We start from the raw sequence: 17,569 nt of genomic DNA, 5'->3' as shown, positions 1-17,569 counted from the left end.
TTTTGTACGATTAGAGGATGTAATGTACCGGGTGATTTTTGCCTTCGGGAACCGTCAGACGGCCCGGTAAAGAACAATTAATCAGTCTGTTAAAAAATTTAGCATGTTTATTTAACGTTTCGCTTACTTTCCCCTCCCCACGCCGGGTGCCTGGCTGCGGCCAGGCACTACATCAATATATTAACGTATTGATAAACTGGCATTTATACGAATCCTCCTTTGCGAACCGACGCCCGATGCCTCTCTGCTTCCGGGGCACGAATCATTCTGATCTTTCCTTAATAGCGCCACTCATTACATGAGAGGTATTAATGCTGATTTCAGCCCTGTCATATTTTTGAGTAAAAATACTTCATATTAACGCAACTTGTTAAGATTACTCCTATGTAGATGGTTAAAAGTGAGGCAGATTTGTATTAACAAAATTAGTTAATGAAATCTGATGTTTTTTGCACCAAAACCGTGCCGTTGAATTTTCGTCAGTCTTATGTAAACTTGCAGCTAATATTTACAAATGGATTTTGGTTTCAGGCTCACGGGCAGGATTTTCCTGACTCGTGCGGTAGCTATGAGAGATCATGGATTGATAAAGTGTTTAAAATGAACAACTAACAGCGGTCAGGGAAGGGTGGCTGGTGCGGTCTGCTTAAACTTTCAGCGACGTCTGAATTGTCAACGCGAAAGTTTTTCTGTCATGGATGGCTTAAGTAATCTCTGGATTTACCCTGCCTCAGGAATTTTGTCGGAAAGAAATAGATCAACAATTTGATCATTTACATTCAGGCGTAATTTCTTCCCGTCTCTGCCTTAGCCTGCCGAAGTCGCTTTTCATACTTAATCTTTGTTGATCGTTTTTCAGCAGTGCAGACGCTAATTCAGCGCAATCTGCTTAATGATTGCTTTTTGGTCTGGTACTAATCAGCGGCCAGACATTTAACACCCTCCGATTTTCATTACTGACACCCGGCCCCTGGCCACTCTTCTAGGTACGAATGGAACACAACATGAAAAATATGGTGAAGCTCCGCATTGCATTAGGCCTGATGGTTGTTTTCTCTCTTGCGGGCTGTAAAACGCCCCCAAAAATGACGGATGACACGCTGGTAACCAGCACAGTCGATGGCGTGGCGATCAGCCACCGCTATGCGATTAAACCGCCAGCCCAGTTCACGCCGGTGAATCAGCCTTACCGTGCGCTCTATCCTGCCTCGGTAATGAGCCAGCCCAGCTTTGGCGGCAAAGTGGTTGAGACCCTGAAAAGCGGTGACAGCTACACCGTCATTGGTCAGGTAGAGAACAACTGGCTGGCGCTGGGTGAACCGGCTCAGGCCGCTGCGGAACCGGAAAAGGATGCCGCCAGCGCGAAAGAGGCGACGCCATCGGCTGCGCCACAGGCCTCCGTTAAGCTGGCAGGGTATGTGCCGTTCCGCGCCGTCGTGAAAAGCGAGCTTTACGATCAGACCGTGAAAGCCGATCAGCCAAAACGCCGTGCACGCAGCAGCAGCAAGAAGAAGACCTGCGTCGCGGTCAACGGTGACAGCACTGCCTGCCAGAACAGCAGCAGCGGAACCTGGATCATTAACTAATCGCACTGAGCAGGGAGGGCAGGATGATGATGACACGACAACTGTGCGCGGCGCTGATTGGCGTGATGGCCTGGCTGCTGGCAGGCTGCAGCAGCAGTACGCCGCCGGTGGCCTACTACAACCTGGATGTGCAGGCGCAGAACCAGGTTAACGGCGGTGCGCCGCTGAAAGTGCGGGTCATGTTACTGACCTCCGACGCGGATTTCATGTCGGCCGATTTCTACTCCCTGCAAAACCAGCCGGCGACCGCGCTGGGTAGTGCGCAACTGAATACGCAACAGTTCTTCCTGACGCCGGACCAGCGCAGCAAAACGCTGCGCATCCGGAGTCTGCCCGAGGCGCGCTTCATCGGCATCATGGCGGAATACCAGGCGCTGGATGGCAAAGTCTGGCGGCTGTCGCTGCCGGTCCCGGAAGGCGATGCCCCCGCATTCTGGGCGTTCTGGAAACGTAACGATGGCGAGCTGAATGCCCGCATCGTCGCGGGCGTTAACGGCCTACGAGTGGAAAAACAGTGATGCCTATGAACAGAGCCGAAAAGGTGGTCTGGACCGAGGGGATGTTTCTGCGTCCTCACCATTTCCAGCAGTCAGAAAATTATCTTCTCAGTACCCTGCGTGAATGGGGTCAGTCCCAGCGCCCCTTCACCTGGGGTTTTTACGATCTGGAGTTTGATGAGGCGCTGATGCGTCAGGGCAAACTGGCTCTGAGTGCCGCCAGCGGCTGCCTGCCGGACGGCACTTTCTTTGCGTTCAGTCAGCCCAGGCATGGCCCGGCACCGCTCGATCTGCCTGCCACAATTGACCGCAGCAAGGTCGTGCTGGCGATACCGGCCCGCCGCAACGGACGTGAGGCGGTTGCCTTCCAGGAGTCTCAGGATTCTCTGGCGCGCTATCTGGCCTGGGAAGCGGAAGTGGAAGATGACAACGCTCAGGCGGTGGGCAGCGCGACCGTGCAGTTTGGCAAACTGCGCCTGCGTCTGATGCTGGAGCAGGACCTGACCGCTGAGTGGACCGCAATGGGCGTAGCGCAGGTGATTGAAAAACGCAGCGACAACCATATCCGGCTCGACAGCGACTACATTCCACCGATGCTGACCCTCAACAGCAGCCGTCCGCTGCAGAACATGTTCAACGATCTGCACGGGCTGATCCAGCAACGCAGCCAGCAGCTGAGCCAGCGGGCGCCCGGCACAGGCCGCTTCAACAGCGCCGATATGGTCGATTTTATGCTGCTGGCGCTGCTCAATCGTCAGCTTGGCCTGCACAGCCATCTGCAGCATCTGCCGCTGCTTCATCCGGAGACGCTTTACAGCCACTGGGTGCAACTGGCGGCAGAACTCAGCACCTGGACGCCCGCCCGCGCCCCGGACGGGCTGCCGCTTTACGATCATGACGATCTGCAGGGCTGCTTCAGCCGCCTGTCACTGCTGCTGCGTCAGGGGCTGTCACAGGTGATGGAGGAGAGCGCCATTCAGCTGCCGCTGATCCAGCGCTCACACGGCCTCAATGTCGCGACCGTGCCGGAAAGCAGCATGGTGCATGAGTTTGGCTTTGTGCTGGCGGTTAAAGCCAGCGTCCCCGCCGACACCCTGCAGACTCACTTCCCGGCGCAGATGAAAGTCGCGCCGGTCAGCAAAATCCGCGATCTGGTGCAGCTGCAACTGCCGGGGCTGGCCCTGAGGGCAATGCCCGGCGCGCCGCCGCAGATCCCGTGGCATGCCGGTTACAACTATTTCGAACTGGATAAGAACAGCGAGCTATGGAAAGAGATGGAGCGCTCAGGCGCTTTTGCGCTGCACCTTGCCGGTGAGTTTCCGGGCCTGAACATGGAGTTCTGGGCCATCCGCAGTCAGTCAGAATAATAAACTGAGCACGCAGCATGATGCAGGAACACGAAAAATCACACAGCGACATTGCGCCGGATGCCAGCCATCAGAATGTGCTGGTCGCGGCGGCGAATCCCCTGATTAATGCCATTCCCCAGATCCGACATTCCGTCACCCATGACGATCCGGCCCAACTGCGCCAGCAGCTGATCGACCAGATCCGGCGCTTTGAACTGAGCTGCCAGCAGTCGGGGCTCGGCTATGAAGTGATTATCGGCGCGCGTTACTGCCTCTGCACGGCGCTGGATGAGGCGGCGGCGCTGACCCCCTGGGGCAGTCGCGGCGTCTGGACCAGCAACGGTCTGCTGGTCACCTTTCACAACGAAACCTGGGGCGGCGAAAAGTTTTTCCAGCTGCTGGCGAAGCTGTCACAGAACCCGCGTCGTCACATTCTGATGCTGGAACTGATCTACTTCTGTCTGGTGCTGGGATTCGAAGGGCGCTATCGGGTGCTGGACAACGGGCGCTCGCAGCTGGAGACCATCAAACAGCGGCTGTTGCAGATGATTAAAAGCGTGCGCGGCAGTTACGCGGCGGCGCTGTCACCGCACCCGACCGATCAGCCGGTACTGCGCAAACTCTGGCGGCCGATGATTCCGCTGTGGGCCTGCGCGGCCGTGGCGGGGCTGGCTGCCTGCCTGTTTTATATCGTGCTCAACTGGCGTCTGGGCGATTACACCTCGCCGGTGCTGGCGCGTATCTACCAGACGGCCCTGCCGGAAGTGAAGATCGGTAATCCGGCGCCGCCTCCGCCTGCCACGCTGAACCTGCGCGCCTTCCTGAAACCGGAAATTGATGCCGGGCTGGTGGCGGTGCGCGACGAAGCGGACCGCAGCGTCGTGACGCTGAAAGGGGACGGGCTGTTTGCATCGGCGGCCACCGAGGTGCGCGGACGTTATACCGACGTCATCCGGCGTATCGCCGCCGCCATGAATAACGTCAGCGGTCAGATTCAGGTGATTGGCTACAGCGACAACGTGCCGATTCGCAGTGCGCGCTTCGCTTCCAACTTTGAACTCTCTCTGGCGCGTGCCGAGTCGGTGCAGAGCCTGCTGCAACAGCAGCTGGCGCAGCCCTCACGGGTGAAAGCGGAAGGGCGCGGTGAAAGCAATCCGCTGGTGCCAAACACCAGCGCAGAAAATCGTGCACGTAACCGTCGGGTTGAAATCACGCTGCTGGTAGCACCGGATGCGACCCATGCCGAACTTAACGGCCTGGCGAGAGGGAACTGATCCATGCTGAATATCCTGTTTGCGGTACTGACCAGCCGCCTGGCGTGGGGCTTTGTCGGCATCACCGCGCTCTCTTTTATCATCTGGGTCATCGGCCCGGTCTTCTCTATCGTGGATTCGCGTCCGCTTGAGCCGGAGCAGAATCGCATCATCAGTATTGCGCTGCTCTATCTGGTGTGGGGCCTGGGGCAGGCGATCCCGCGGTTCTATAACTTCTGGCTTAACCGCAAGCTGATGTCGAGCCTGGAAACCGGCAAGAGTGACGCCCCGGAAGCGGACCGGCAGCGGCTGACCAGCGAAGAGCAGGTGCTGGCAGGGCGCTTCTCAGAAGCCACAGAGATGCTGAAAAAGGCGCACTTCCAGCGTCACAGCAGCAAAGGGACACCGTTCTGGGCGCAGCGCTTTGGCCGCCAGTATCTCTACCAGCTGCCGTGGTACATGATTATCGGCGCACCCGGTGCCGGTAAAACCACCGCGCTGGTCAACTCCGGCCTGCAGTTTCCGCTGGCGGATAAGTTCGGGAAGTCAGCGCTGCGCGGAATTGGCGGCACACGCAACTGCGACTGGTGGTTTACCAATGAAGCTGTTCTGCTCGACACGGCCGGGCGTTACAGCACCCAGGAGAGTCAGCAGGAGCGCGACGCCAGCGAATGGCACCACTTTCTCGGACTCCTGCGCAAATATCGCGGACGTCAGCCGATCAACGGCGTGGTCGTCACCCTCAGCGTCTCCGATCTGCTGACCCAGTCGCCTGAAGCGCTGCGCAACCAGGCGCTCGCTTTGCGTCAGCGCCTGATGGAGCTGCATGACCGTCTCGGCATCCGCTTCCCGGTCTATGTGCTGGTGACCAAGGCGGACCTGCTCAAAGGGTTCCGCAGCTACTTTGCCGCGCTGGATAAAGCGCAGCGTGAACAGGTGTGGGGGTTCACCTTCCCGTGGGCGCAGGCCTCCGCCGCCGATTTTGAGCTGAATAACCAGTTTCAGCAGGAGTACTCCCTGCTGCAGCAGCGGCTGGAAGCGGGGCTGGCGGATCGGCTGCTGACGGAGAGCGACGCGCAGGCGCGGGCCGAGAGCTATCTGTTCCCGCAGGAGTTTGCGGCACTGCGTCCGGTGCTGGCAGAGGCGCTCGACACGCTGTTTGCCCGCTCTGATTTTGAAACCCAGTTCGCCCCGCGCGGCATCTATTTTGCCAGCGGCACCCAGGAAGGTCTGCCGTTTGACCGGGTGATGGGGGAGCTGAACCGCGCACTCAATCTGCCGAACCAGCAGGCGGGTGAGTCGGGAAGCTGGGACCATGTCGATAAAGAGGCGCCGATCCCGCAGAACAAAGGGCAGAGCTTCTTCCTGAAAGGGGTGCTGGAAAATGTGATTTTCCAGGAGTCTGGCCTGGCGGGCAGCAACCGCTGGTGGGAGCTGCGCAACCGCGCCGGTCTGTGGTCGGGCTATCTGGCCCTGCTGGTGCTGTTACTGGTGGCTGGCGCGCTGTGGCTCACCAGCTACAGCAAAAACAAAGCCTATCTGCAGGAGATGGCTGCCAAAACGCCGCAGGTGGAGCAGCTGGGCGATCGGTTACAGCAGCAGGTCAATGGCGATCTGTTTGCGCTGGTGCCCTATCTCAACACCCTGTTGCACCTGCCGGAGAGCGCCGACTTCTCGCTCGACTCGCCACCGCTGACGCGCCGGATGGGGCTCTATCGCGGCACCGAGGTCAGCGATGCAACCCGGGCGCTCTATGACAAAGCGCTGAAGCAGCTGCTGTTGCCGCAGGTGGCACAGAACATCACCCGCTGGCTGCGCAATGACAATGGCAGCGACGCTGACTACAGCTATGAGGCGCTGAAGGCGTATCAGATGCTCTACCAGCCAAAGCATTACGATGGCAAGTTCCTGCAGGCGTGGCTGATGCTTAACCTCTCCCGCGAACTGCCGCAGAACGTCACCCAGCAGCAGGTCAAACAGCTGGCGTGGCATCTGCAACAGCTGCTGGAGACGCAGATCCAGTCGTCGCCTTACGCGAAGGATGAGGCGCTGGTCAGGCGCGAACAGACGCTGATTAACCAGATGCCGCTCTCACAGCGGGTCTATGGCCGACTGAAGCGGCTGCTGCAGCGCAACGGCACGTTACAGCCGGTCACGCTGTCGGCGCTGGGTGGGCCGCAGAGCGAGCTGGTGTTTTCACGCAAAAGCGTCAAGTCGGTCAACGACGGGGTAGAGGGGCTCTACACGCCGGACGGCTACTGGCAGCAGGTAGATAAGCAGATCGCGCCGGTCACGCAGGCGCTCTATAAGGACGATCTCTGGGTGCTGGATGGGGCCGCGCCGCAGCAGAAAAGCGAGGAGATCGACCTCGCGGTGCGCCAGCTCTATGTGCAGGACTATATCCGCCAGTGGGAGCAGTTCCTCAGCGATATCCAGCTCAACAGCAGCGCCGATCTTTCACAGCGTATCAACACGGCGCGCCTGCTCTCTGGCAATCACTCACCGCTGCGCCAGATGGTCATCAACCTCAGTAAACTGCTGACGCTGAACCGGGCACAGCCTGATGAGAAAACCGCGCAGCCACAGCAGCCGTCAGATAACAGCGCCACCCGCACGCTGGAAGCGCTGTTTACCTCGCCCGACGCCAGCGCCGCACGGGGCCAGGCTGCCGCGCAGGCCGCACCGGAGCAGGCTGTGGCGCTGCACTTTGCGCCGATTCTTGAGCTGGCGCAGCCGTTACAGCAGGGCAGCAAGGTGCTGGCAGTCGATGATTTCCTGCACCAGATTGACGACCTTTATCGTTACCTCACGGCGGTGCAGGATGCCGCCAACAGCGGGATGCCACCACCGGCCAGCGATGCCATCAGCCGTCTGCAGGCCAGCGCCGGTCGCCTGCCGGGGTCGCTGCAGAACATGGTTTCCAGCATGGCCGTGGGGGCCAGCAGCGATGCTCAGCGTCGCGACATGGATAACGTCCGCAAACGCATCACCATGGAGGTCGGCAGCTTCTGCCGTCAGGCGATTGCCGGTCGTTATCCGCTGGTGCGCTCTGCGCGCAGCGAGGTAACGCCCGACGACCTGGCCCGCATGTTTGCGCCAGGCAGCGGCATGATGGACAGCTTCTTCCGTGACAACCTGGCGAGCAAGGTGGATACCACCCGCGCGGCGTGGCGCTTTACGCCGGGCATTGACGGTAAAACCCTGCCAGGCGGCGAAGCCCTGCTGCGTCCCTTCCAGCAGGCGCAGTCGATTCGCGATGCCTTCTTTGCCAACGGCGCAACCACCCCAGGCTTCCGCGTGACGCTGCGCACCGTCAGGATGGACAACGATATTCTTAACCTGACGCTGGATGTGGATGGACAGATTCTGCGTTACAGCCACGGCCCGCAGGCGGTTCAGCTGGTCAGCTGGCCCGGTCCCGGCGGCACCAGCCAGGTGCGGATGCAGCTCGGTCTGACCAACGGCACCACGTCCACCCTGGTTACCAGCGGCCCGTGGGCGCTCAATCGCTTCTTCGACCGTGCCCGGGTGACCGCGGCTGGCGGACTGACCCGCGAAGCAACGTTCAGCGTGGAAGGCCATCAGGTGACGCTGTCGTTTACCCCTGGCAGCATTCGTAACCCGTTCCAGCTTCCCGGCTTTAGCTGCCCCTGAAACAGGATCCGACAATGACTCAATACGCTGCACCCTGCTGGTACGGCAAACTGCCCAGCGCGGGTGACTTTGTAAAGCGCCGCTTTCCGGACGTGCTCTATCGCCAGTGGTCCAGCTGGTTTCAGGTGGGGCTGCACCACTGGCAGAGCAATCAGGAAGGCGATAACGCGCCTTCACGGCCGTTTCTCAATGCGCCGGTATGGAACTTTGTGGTTCCCCCGATGCTCGGCAGCCAGCTCATCCAGATGGGCTGCCTGATTGCCGCGCGTGACAGCGTGGGGCGTAACTACCCGCTCTGTGCGCTGCGTCATTTCACTCCGGCCGAGTGGTCACCCGCGCTGCTGGCGCGTTCCGGTGAGTGGTATCAGCAGGTGGGCAATACACTGCTGCGGGTGGTGCAGGGCGGCGGCTCACCGGAACAGCTGGATCAGGCGCTGCTCAGTATCCCGCAGCCGCAGCCTCCTCAGGCGTCAGACGAATCGTCAGACATTCTCAACGTGATCGGGCATGGCGATACCCCTTCGACGCTGAACTGGACGCTGCCGGGTGAGAACTTTGACCCGCAGTTCTACACCAGCTTCTGGTGGACGAACCAGAGCGACGGGTTTCCGCTTTATACCCAGGTTCACAGCGGTAACTTCACCGCCCAGCTTTTTTCCCTGCTGTTTGATCCGGCCGGTGGGGCAAAGCCGGGACGAAACGGACTTTATCCCCCGATGTTTGAATCCTGAGGCGATACGCATGACGACCAATATTGAGGCTTTGCTGGCACCGGTCAGCGACGACAATCCCGGTGGGGATAACCTGGAGTATCACGCCGATTTTCAGGCGATGGAGCAGGCCAGCGCCGGTAAAGCGGAGCAGCAGTTCGGCAGCACGATCATTCCGGCGGAACCGGCGGACTGGAACAAAGTGGAGAAACTGGCGATCGCGCTGCTGGAACGCAGCAAAGATCTGCGGGTGATGCTGGCACTGACTCACGCCTGGACCGAGCTGAAAGGGCTGCCGGGCTACGCACAGGGCCTGAAACTGATTGAGCAGGCCTTACTGCTTTACTGGGAGCCGCTGTGGCCGCGGCTGGAAGAGTATGGCGAACAGGATCCTTTCTATCGCATCAACGCGCTGGCGCTACTGGGTGACAAGTCGCCCCTGAGCAGCGCGGTGCGCCAGAGCTGGCTGCTGCGCTACCCCTCCGATGGGATCACGCTGCGTGATGCCGCTGCGCTGTGCGACGGCAGCAAGACAGAGGTGGCTGATTATCCGGGTGGCCTGCCGCGTCTGATCGACGAACTGGCGCGGGGCGATCAGCCCGGCATTGAGGCGGTGCTGCAGATTCATGAGCGGCTGCAGACCATCTGCGAAACCGTGGCCGAACGGCTGGGCGACGCCGCCGTGCCGGAACTGACGCAGCTGCGCAGGCAGATTGCACTGATCGCCGAGCGCGGCGCGGCCACCGACCTCAGCGCCCTGGTCCCCACGGCAGCGGCGACGGAACAGCCGGCTGAAACCGCAGCAGCGCCTGCACCGGCGGCACCCCGTGCGGCGACTGACTGGCGCAGTGTGCAGATTGGCTCCCGCGCCGACGCTCAGCTGATGCTGGAAAAGGTAAAGCTCTATTTTACCCAGCACGAGCCGAGCCATCCGGCACCGCTGATGATCGACCGGGTTCAGCGTTTAATCGAACGCGACTTTCTGGAGATCATCCGTGAACTGGCCCCTGATGGGGTGCATCAGCTGGAAACCATTTTCGGCCGTCGCGATTAAGCAGACATAACGCACTCACACAGCGGGACCTGCGCGCCTGCTGTGACACTTTATCCGCGCATCATTAATGGAGAAAACCATGGCAACAAGCAAATCCAGTGGGCAGAAGTTCATTGCCCGCAATCGCGCGCCTCGCGTTCAGATTGAATATGACGTGGAAATTTATGGCGCGGAACGCAAAATTCAGCTGCCGTTTGTGATGGGCGTGCTGGCGGATCTGGTCGGTAAACCGCTGGAGCCGCAACCGGGCATCGACGAGCGTAAATTCCTTGAGATCGACATCGATAACTTCGATGAGCGCATGAAAGCCCTGAAGCCGCGCGCCGCTTTCCAGGTGGACAACACCCTGAACGGCGAAGGCAAACTGAATATTGATCTGACCTTTGACAGCATGGATGACTTCTCGCCGGATGCCGTGGCCCGCAACGTCGAGCCGCTGAGCAAATTGCTGGAAGCGCGTACCCAGCTGGCCAACCTGCTGACCTACATGGATGGCAAAAACGGCGCGGAAGAGCTGATTGGTAAAGTGCTGCAGGACCCGACGCTGTTACAGGCCCTGACCCATCTGCCAAAGCAGGGTGACACCACTGACGCAGAGGAGCCTAAAGCATGACCCAGACTTCACAACAGCCGCAATCACAGGGCGCGGCCAGCTTCAGTCAGGACGAGTTCAGCGCGCTGCTGAACAAAGAGTTCCGGCCAAAAAGCGATCAGGCGCGCGCTGCCGTGGAAAGCGCGGTAAAAACCCTGGCGCAGCAGGCGCTGGAAAATACCGTGACCGTCTCCAGCGATGCCTATCGCACCATTCAGGCACTGATCGCGGAGATTGATGAAAAGCTGTCGCAGCAGGTGAACCAGATTATTCACCATCCGGAATTTCAGTCGCTGGAGAGTGCCTGGCGTGGCCTGAGCTACCTGGTGAACAACACCGAAACCGACGAGATGCTGAAAATCCGCTTCATGAGCATCTCCAAACAGGAGCTGGGCCGCTCCCTGAAGCGCTACAAAGGCGCTGGCTGGGACCAGAGCCCGCTGTTCAAGAAGATTTATGAGCAGGAGTATGGTCAGTTCGGCGGCGAGCCGTTTGGCTGTCTGGTAGGTGACTACTATTTCGATCACAGTCCGCAGGATGTTGAGCTGCTGGGTGAGATGGCTCGTATCGGGGCGGCAGCGCACTGTCCGTTTATTACCGGTACCGCACCGGAAGTGATGCAGATGGAGTCCTGGCAGGAGCTGGCGAATCCGCGTGACCTCTCTAAGATCTTCCAGAACACCGAATATGCCGCCTGGCGCAGTCTGCGTGAATCGGAAGATGCCCGTTATCTGGGGCTGGTGATGCCGCGCTTCCTGTCGCGTCTGCCCTATGGCATCCGCACCAATCCGGTCGACAGCTTCGATTTTGAAGAGCAGACCGACGGTTCCGATCACAGCAACTACGCGTGGAGCAATGCCGCCTACGCGATGGCAGCCAACATCAACCGTTCGTTCAAAGAGTATGGCTGGTGCACCGCGATTCGCGGCGTGGAGTCAGGCGGGGCGGTTGAAAACCTGCCGTGCCACACCTTCCCAAGCGACGACGGCGGCGTGGACATGAAGTGTCCGACCGAAATCGCCATCAGCGATCGCCGCGAAGCGGAGCTGGCGAAAAACGGCTTTATGCCGCTGGTGCATCGCAAAAACTCTGACTTCGCCGCCTTTATCGGTGCGCAGTCACTGCAGAAGCCGACGGAGTATCACGATGCGGATGCCACGGCCAATGCCCGTCTGGCGGCGCGCCTGCCTTACCTGTTTGCCTGCTGCCGCTTCGCGCACTACCTGAAGTGCATCGTGCGTGACAAGATCGGCTCCTTCCGCGAGCGCGATGAGATGGAGCGCTGGCTGAACGACTGGGTGATGAACTATGTCGATGGCGATCCGGCTAACTCTTCCCAGGAGACCAAATCACGTAAGCCGCTGGCGGCGGCTGAGGTCAATGTGGAAGAGCAGGAGGATAATCCAGGCTACTACGCTGCGAAGTTCTTCCTGCGTCCGCACTACCAGCTGGAAGGACTGACGGTGTCACTGCGTCTGGTTTCTAAGCTGCCGTCACTGAAAAATGACAACGCCTAAAGGTTGAGAAGGGGCGCGATGCTGGAGTCTGAATCTGCATCGCGCGCTTCCCTGCTGATGAGACTATTAACCGGATGTTTGCCTGAGCCTGATGGGCAATGTTATGCCCGGTCTTTTTCAGAGTGAGTGCGTCTGCGTACGATTTTCACCAGTATAAAAGTCACCGCGACACAAACTGCGATGAAAACGGCTTTACCGGCAATCAATCCGAGTGAACAGGCGTTGAAATGCTCATAGCGAGAAATGAGATATATCGACCCGACAAGATTAGTGATCGAATAAAGTGAAAGTAGTGACATTAATATGGCCAGGAAAAAGAAGATGATTTTCTTCACGCTCATTCCTTTTTTGAGCAATTGACAGGCACGCTACTATAAACTTTGCATGATATTACTGTCTACAGAATGGTCGGCTGCAATCTCAGGCGAATGGAAGAAGATTAATTCGCATGTCAGGTTTCGCTATGAATAAGCGAGAAATTAAAGTATTTGTCCGATTTAAAAAACGGGCAGCAAGAAGTCTGAAATAGCGTTAATGACGCTATTTCAGAAGCAAGGCAAAGGTAAAATATGGACTGTTTTATTCAGCCCCATGCTTTTCTTTTTGCCATATCCTTGCTTTTTTAAAGCAATAATCTCAACCAATAAAGAGTGAAAGATAATGGCTATTGATATGTTTATGAAGGTTGACGGTGTCACCGGCGAGTCTAAAGACTCTAACCACACTGGCTGGACCGATATTACCTCTTTCTCATGGGGTGCCTCTCAGCCAGGCAACATGTCTGTTGGCGGCGGCGGCGGTGCCGGTAAAGTTAACTTTAACGACCTGCACGTTAACGCCCTGATCGACAAATCGACCACGGCACTGCTGAAGAACTGTGCCAGCGGTAAGCATCTCGCTAAAGTTGAACTCTCTATCTGTAAAGCGGGTGGGACTCAGGTTGAGTATGCACGCATTACTCTGGAAGATGTGCTGGTGACCACCGTTAATTACAACGGTTCTGACAATGGCGATACGCTGGGCATGACCTACTCCTTCCAGGCTTCTAAAGTGAAGCAGCAATACTGGGAACAGAGTGCTTCCGGCGGCAAAGGCGCAGAGAGCAGCGCAGGCTGGGACATCAAAGGCAACAAAGAAGCGTAATCAGGTACGCCCCTGTCAGGGGCGTATTTTAAAAGCAGGAACTGACATGCGTTTAATAGCAAAAGGAGATTGTGATGGCTGAAAAAAATTCAATTGAACCGGGATTTTGTGTTGTCCAGCGTCCGGGAAGGCTAACCGAGCAGGCAATGTGGATCTATGGCACTCGAAATATGGCTGCTGCGAACTTCTTTTTGCAATTGAATGCTGATGTTGCCTGGGCTAAACCCGGCCAGATACTAATTGTTGCCGATCCCAATGGAAACAATCATCCCGCAGCAATGCGTACTCTGGATGAGGCTAAAAAAAGAACTAATGATAGTATCACTCATCTGACAGTGGATGAGGCGGATTTTTTCAATCGTCATTATGCTTCAATTGCTGCAATCACTAATTACATGGACAAAGCTTCAGGGATTGTTGGAGATGCAGGTGAAAAATATTTCGATGAAATCGGTAAGAAACTTGTCGCGATTGAAAATGCCTACCGCAACCAATATCTGACTTCAGGAACTCTGTTCGGACAGCAGTTTTTTATCGAGCGCCGAAAGTTGTTTGGCGAACTTGATCTGCTGTTGAATCGTTTATCGCGATTAATGCTAAATATGCGGCCTTATGACAAGATCAAACATGCCTTAAACCTATCCAGTTCTTCGATAGTCCATGACTGGCAAACTGCCGGAGCAACAGCAATAAGAGGTTATTCGACTTATGTTGATGGTGCAGCTAAAGCCGCAAAATTTATGAAAATGGGCGGATGGGTTTCGATAGGATTTAGCGCTATCAATACTACTAATGAGGTTTACCATAGTTGTACTTCAGAGCGTGAGAGTGAATGTTCCAAAGTGGCGGTTAAGGAATACTCTAAGTTTGCAGCGAGCACGACAGCAGGCATTCTGGGTGGTGCAGCGTCAGCAACTCTTGCAACTTCAGTTTGCGTAGCATTAGGTGTTGCCACCGGAGGCGTGGGTGCGTTAGCTTGTGGAATAGTCGGCTCCGCAGTAGGGGGTTATGGAACAGCTAAATTAGGTGAAAAAGGCGCAGGTATATTTATGGATAAGATTTTATGAGTTTGTATGATTTTTTCATGTATGGCTGTTTGTTTTTATCTGCGTTAGTGATTGCTATGCATATTTATGCTGCCTGGTATTTTAAAGCTCATCAGGGGGCTTATCAGGATTTTATTGATCGCTATCAGAAGGCTGGCTTGCAGTTAGATCTGACAACGAAATTTGCAAATAACCTGGGTTTTTATGCTAACTATCAGAAAATCGCTTTTTTCATGAATCTCAGAAAAGGGCGTAAGATGCGCTTTTCTCAAACGGAAAAGGTTAGCATCAGAGCCTATGACTTCGTCCAGCAACAACCTCAGGAAAATGTGGCGTGGATGGAGAAGACGCTTCATCTTTATCAGTTTACGTTCTGCATGACTTTTGCCTGGGTTTTCTTTATGTCCATATTTATTTATGTGCTCAACTAGATGTTGCAGGATACCTGTGAAGCTCTTTAAGTGCGTTTTTGCCGCAGCCTCTCTTTTTATTAGTGCTTCAGCACTTGCGGATGATATCTGTGTAAAACAGCCTTCAGACGGTGCGTTGTATCAGTGTACTGTTCAGCAGAAAAAGCTGGCAGAAGAGGAGCTGAACAGGGAGTACCAGACGGCAAAAAAACGCATTTTTCAGCTGTATGGCGCGCAGAAAAAAGTGGCGGATGAGTATGTCGCTGTTATGGTCGATACACAGCGTAACTGGCTTAAATATCGTGATGGTCAATGTAGACTTGAAGCCTTTGCCGCTGAAGAGAATAGTAATGCCAATGCGGTGGCAACCAACCTCTGTGTTATCCGTATTGACAAAGGGCGTACTGACCTTCTCAGGAAACTGCCTTACTGAATGGGTCCCAGAAAATGAACACGATACCTTTTTCTGATGTGCTTATTTTTTTATCAGTGGGTGCATTCTTAATCTCAATCCCGTTACAGCTTGTCGGTTATATCATCTTCAGGCGTCATGCCAGAGACTATGATGCATTGATAAGTGAGTTTCGTAAGCGGAATCTGCAACTGGATATACTCACTCAGACCAGCTCCTTTTTAGGTTCATCTTTTCACCCTTTGAAGATTTCCTGGTTTGCTCGCCTCTATAAAGGCGTGCGGATGAATAGCAGCAGGCATCAGCCGGTAAGCCGTGAAACATACAGGTTCATTCAGTCGCTGCCTGAAGATGAAATTGGCTGGCTGGTCCGCCTTCATCATTTAAATATGCTGACGGGTGTCTTAATGATGGGCGGTGGGATGGGTTTTGTTATCTGGCGCCATTTCTTTTAATCATCTGTGCTTAGTTGCCTGCAGAATTTGAGTCGAAATTCGTTGTGCTAAGAATGGCTGAAACGATGCCCGTGAAAGGATATTAGGGTGGAGCGCATTTTTTTGTGCCTCTTATTCTGAAGTGGCGCTGAGATTGAAAGTTATTTCCTGTGACGCTTCCCCCTGGGTGCTGAAATGAAAAAACCGTTCCTGTTATTTGCTCTGGGCATATCGCATGCCGCCCTGGCGATATCGCCACCTGCAACAGACGCCTATACGCAACCGCAGATTTTCAGCAACTGGCTGTTGAATCGATGTGCAGGGAAAGTTTCTTCTGATAAGGCGTTTACTGATGATGCCTTTAAAAGTGCCTCAGTCTGGCTGGAAGCAAGCCATCTCCCTGTTGACGCCTTTAGTGAAGGCGACAGATTAATTGATGATTATCTGAAGATGGACCTGACCGGTTCGATCGCTGGAAACTTCAGAATGTTGAAATGCACACTGCTCTCGCAAAGTCAGGACGCAAAAACGGTTTACAGAAAGTACTCAGCTTCACATGAGCCAGACTAAAAGAGAATGATGAGGAGCTGAATAACATGAAGATTAAGAAAGTGTTTCTGGGGTTTTTTGTTCTGATCTCTCTGCCTCTTATGGCGTTTGCTAAGACAACGTTCAGTTTTGAAGGTAAGCATTTCAACGCGCAGATAACGTACGGTTGTGAAGAAGGAAATCTGACCTGCGATAAGGTCTTGCTCAAATCGGTAAGCCTTAAAGATGGCTCCTTTATCATGCTTAAGGGGAAAACGATTAACACGCACTGTCCTGACGTTTGCGACTTTAAGGGCTATGAGTTCAGCAACAGAGCGTTTAACTACGCATTCTACCCCAGCACCAAAGGTGAGGACCTCTGGGACTACATAGTGACGAAGAGGGATAAGGTTATCGCTCACGACGTTGGGACCATGAAATAACGTCGGGAAAAGAAGGTTTAAACGTAATTCTGACCGGGATTTTCGTAGCAGAGTTATCTCTTCCATCTGATGTTCAGCGTTACTTATTACACTAGTCGGGTTCGCTTTCGCTGAAAACGGTCCTGAGCCTGACCTGTTATTATCTGACATAGTGGTGACGGAAATGAAAGGCGTCTTAAAGTTTTTACTGTTGTGCTTATCGCTAAGCCAGAGTGTCATGGCAAACGATAATGTTAAGTCCGGTACGTTACAGGCTTACTGGTTACCGGAATAGCATGGAAATATTAATCTTCCATCGCTTCAACTACGCTTTGTTGCAGATGATAAAAGCAGCGCGCATAAAATTATTAACATCAATAGGTCTGATGTGTCGCGTGAATTTATTGCCAGGCATTTCACTCAGATCCCCGATGGCTTCTTTAAATATAAAGAAGGGCATGCTGAACAATATGGCATGGTGAAGATTAATAACCTCACGGTTACTACCGAGTGTGATGATCACGTATATCAGGCTGATCTGGTTTCTTTTACAGCACAGCCGATAAAAAAAGCCTGGGCTGAGCAGGGCTGTGATAGTTATCCCTGGTTAATAACCCTGAGGTTAAAACAGGGGATTCAGGAAAGTGAACTCCTGAGTCGGCCGGAACAGGGGAGTCAGTCTGTCGCTAAGGTCTCTTCACAAACATCTTTAATTAAAATTAAGAGTATCAACCAGGCGTGGTTTTATGTGGCGACATATGACGAAAGTCAGCCAGGTCTGACGGGGCCGTTATCAGGCTATATTCCCGCGAATCGTCTTGAACCGGTTAACTGACACCCTGCAACGTTCTCTTTTGATCACTCTGAACCGGCTTCGCACCATAAGGCGTTACATTGATACTCGCCCATCGCCCGTAACAACTCATTGCTCCCTATACCCCGCACCTTTCCCTGAGAGGTGC

18 protein-coding genes are annotated in these 17,569 nt (G+C 55.1%); 17 read left to right on the top strand and 1 reads right to left on the bottom strand.

What is annotated here, in order from left to right:
• Positions 1-992 precede the first annotated feature (992 nt).
• The 9 genes from F3I47_RS03215 to tssC all read left to right on the top strand — a co-directional run bounded on the left by F3I47_RS03215 (position 993) and on the right by tssC (position 12,212).
• Entirely contained in the window at positions 993-1,586 is a 594-nt protein-coding gene (locus tag F3I47_RS03215) for an SH3 domain-containing protein (protein WP_150029649.1), read from the top strand.
• 23 nt (positions 1,587-1,609) lie between these two features.
• Positions 1,610-2,104, top strand: coding sequence for a type VI secretion system lipoprotein TssJ (gene tssJ, locus F3I47_RS03210; RefSeq protein WP_150029648.1), 495 nt, complete (start codon positions 1,610-1,612; stop codon positions 2,102-2,104).
• A gap of 5 nt (positions 2,105-2,109) precedes the next feature.
• The gene (tssK, locus tag F3I47_RS03205) at positions 2,110-3,450 is read left to right on the top strand and encodes a type VI secretion system baseplate subunit TssK (protein WP_009090759.1); all 1,341 of its coding nucleotides are present in this window, start codon (positions 2,110-2,112) and stop codon (positions 3,448-3,450) included.
• Positions 3,451-3,467: 17 nt separating this feature from the next.
• The gene (locus tag F3I47_RS03200) at positions 3,468-4,706 is read left to right on the top strand and encodes a DotU family type VI secretion system protein (RefSeq protein WP_046101641.1); all 1,239 of its coding nucleotides are present in this window, start codon (positions 3,468-3,470) and stop codon (positions 4,704-4,706) included.
• 3 nt (positions 4,707-4,709) lie between these two features.
• Positions 4,710-8,339, top strand: a complete 3,630-nt coding sequence (tssM, locus tag F3I47_RS03195) for a type VI secretion system membrane subunit TssM (protein ID WP_150029647.1) — start codon at positions 4,710-4,712, stop codon at positions 8,337-8,339.
• 14 nt (positions 8,340-8,353) lie between these two features.
• Complete coding sequence (gene tagF / locus F3I47_RS03190) at positions 8,354-9,070, top strand: type VI secretion system-associated protein TagF (protein ID WP_009090756.1); 717 nt, start codon at positions 8,354-8,356, stop codon at positions 9,068-9,070.
• Between the two features lie 10 nt (positions 9,071-9,080).
• Complete coding sequence (tssA, locus tag F3I47_RS03185; RefSeq protein WP_150029646.1) at positions 9,081-10,103, top strand: type VI secretion system protein TssA; 1,023 nt, start codon at positions 9,081-9,083, stop codon at positions 10,101-10,103.
• A gap of 79 nt (positions 10,104-10,182) precedes the next feature.
• Positions 10,183-10,716, top strand: a complete 534-nt coding sequence (tssB, locus tag F3I47_RS03180) for a type VI secretion system contractile sheath small subunit (RefSeq protein ID WP_009090754.1) — start codon at positions 10,183-10,185, stop codon at positions 10,714-10,716.
• Positions 10,713-12,212 (top strand): type VI secretion system contractile sheath large subunit, encoded by a 1,500-nt coding sequence (tssC, locus tag F3I47_RS03175; protein ID WP_140924263.1) that lies wholly within the window; start codon positions 10,713-10,715, stop codon positions 12,210-12,212. The genes tssB and tssC overlap by 4 nt, the downstream gene beginning before the upstream one ends.
• A gap of 101 nt (positions 12,213-12,313) precedes the next feature.
• Here tssC and F3I47_RS03170 read toward each other — a convergent pair whose 3' ends face one another.
• Positions 12,314-12,553, bottom strand: coding sequence for a hypothetical protein (locus F3I47_RS03170; RefSeq protein ID WP_150029645.1), 240 nt, complete (start codon positions 12,551-12,553; stop codon positions 12,314-12,316).
• Positions 12,554-12,872: 319 nt separating this feature from the next.
• Between F3I47_RS03170 and F3I47_RS03165 the strand changes: the two genes are divergently transcribed.
• From F3I47_RS03165 to F3I47_RS03130, 8 genes are all read left to right on the top strand, one after another.
• Entirely contained in the window at positions 12,873-13,355 is a 483-nt protein-coding gene (locus F3I47_RS03165; protein WP_009090751.1) for a type VI secretion system tube protein Hcp, read from the top strand.
• 74 nt (positions 13,356-13,429) lie between these two features.
• Positions 13,430-14,422 (top strand): hypothetical protein, encoded by a 993-nt coding sequence (locus F3I47_RS03160; protein ID WP_150029644.1) that lies wholly within the window; start codon positions 13,430-13,432, stop codon positions 14,420-14,422.
• Complete coding sequence (locus F3I47_RS03155) at positions 14,419-14,832, top strand: hypothetical protein (RefSeq protein WP_150029643.1); 414 nt, start codon at positions 14,419-14,421, stop codon at positions 14,830-14,832. The genes F3I47_RS03160 and F3I47_RS03155 overlap by 4 nt, the downstream gene beginning before the upstream one ends.
• A gap of 16 nt (positions 14,833-14,848) precedes the next feature.
• Complete coding sequence (locus F3I47_RS03150) at positions 14,849-15,244, top strand: lysozyme inhibitor LprI family protein (RefSeq protein WP_223813775.1); 396 nt, start codon at positions 14,849-14,851, stop codon at positions 15,242-15,244.
• Positions 15,245-15,258: 14 nt separating this feature from the next.
• Positions 15,259-15,678 (top strand): hypothetical protein, encoded by a 420-nt coding sequence (locus F3I47_RS03145; protein WP_111208828.1) that lies wholly within the window; start codon positions 15,259-15,261, stop codon positions 15,676-15,678.
• Positions 15,679-15,852: 174 nt separating this feature from the next.
• Positions 15,853-16,227: a T6SS amidase immunity protein Tai4 family protein gene (locus tag F3I47_RS03140; RefSeq protein ID WP_111208829.1), complete on the top strand. Its 375-nt coding sequence runs from the start codon at positions 15,853-15,855 to the stop codon at positions 16,225-16,227.
• 26 nt (positions 16,228-16,253) lie between these two features.
• Entirely contained in the window at positions 16,254-16,628 is a 375-nt protein-coding gene (locus F3I47_RS03135) for a hypothetical protein (protein ID WP_150029641.1), read from the top strand.
• A 367-nt stretch (positions 16,629-16,995) separates the two neighbouring features.
• Positions 16,996-17,442: a hypothetical protein gene (locus tag F3I47_RS03130; RefSeq protein WP_150029640.1), complete on the top strand. Its 447-nt coding sequence runs from the start codon at positions 16,996-16,998 to the stop codon at positions 17,440-17,442.
• The last annotated feature ends 127 nt before the right edge of the window (positions 17,443-17,569 follow it).

The sequence above is a fragment of the Pantoea sp. M_10 genome, from assembly GCF_008631515.1.
In the GTDB taxonomy this organism is placed as follows: domain Bacteria; phylum Pseudomonadota; class Gammaproteobacteria; order Enterobacterales; family Enterobacteriaceae; genus Pantoea; species Pantoea anthophila.
The sequence above is the reverse complement of the archived record's forward strand: the minus strand, read 5'-3'. Positions and strand labels throughout refer to the sequence as shown.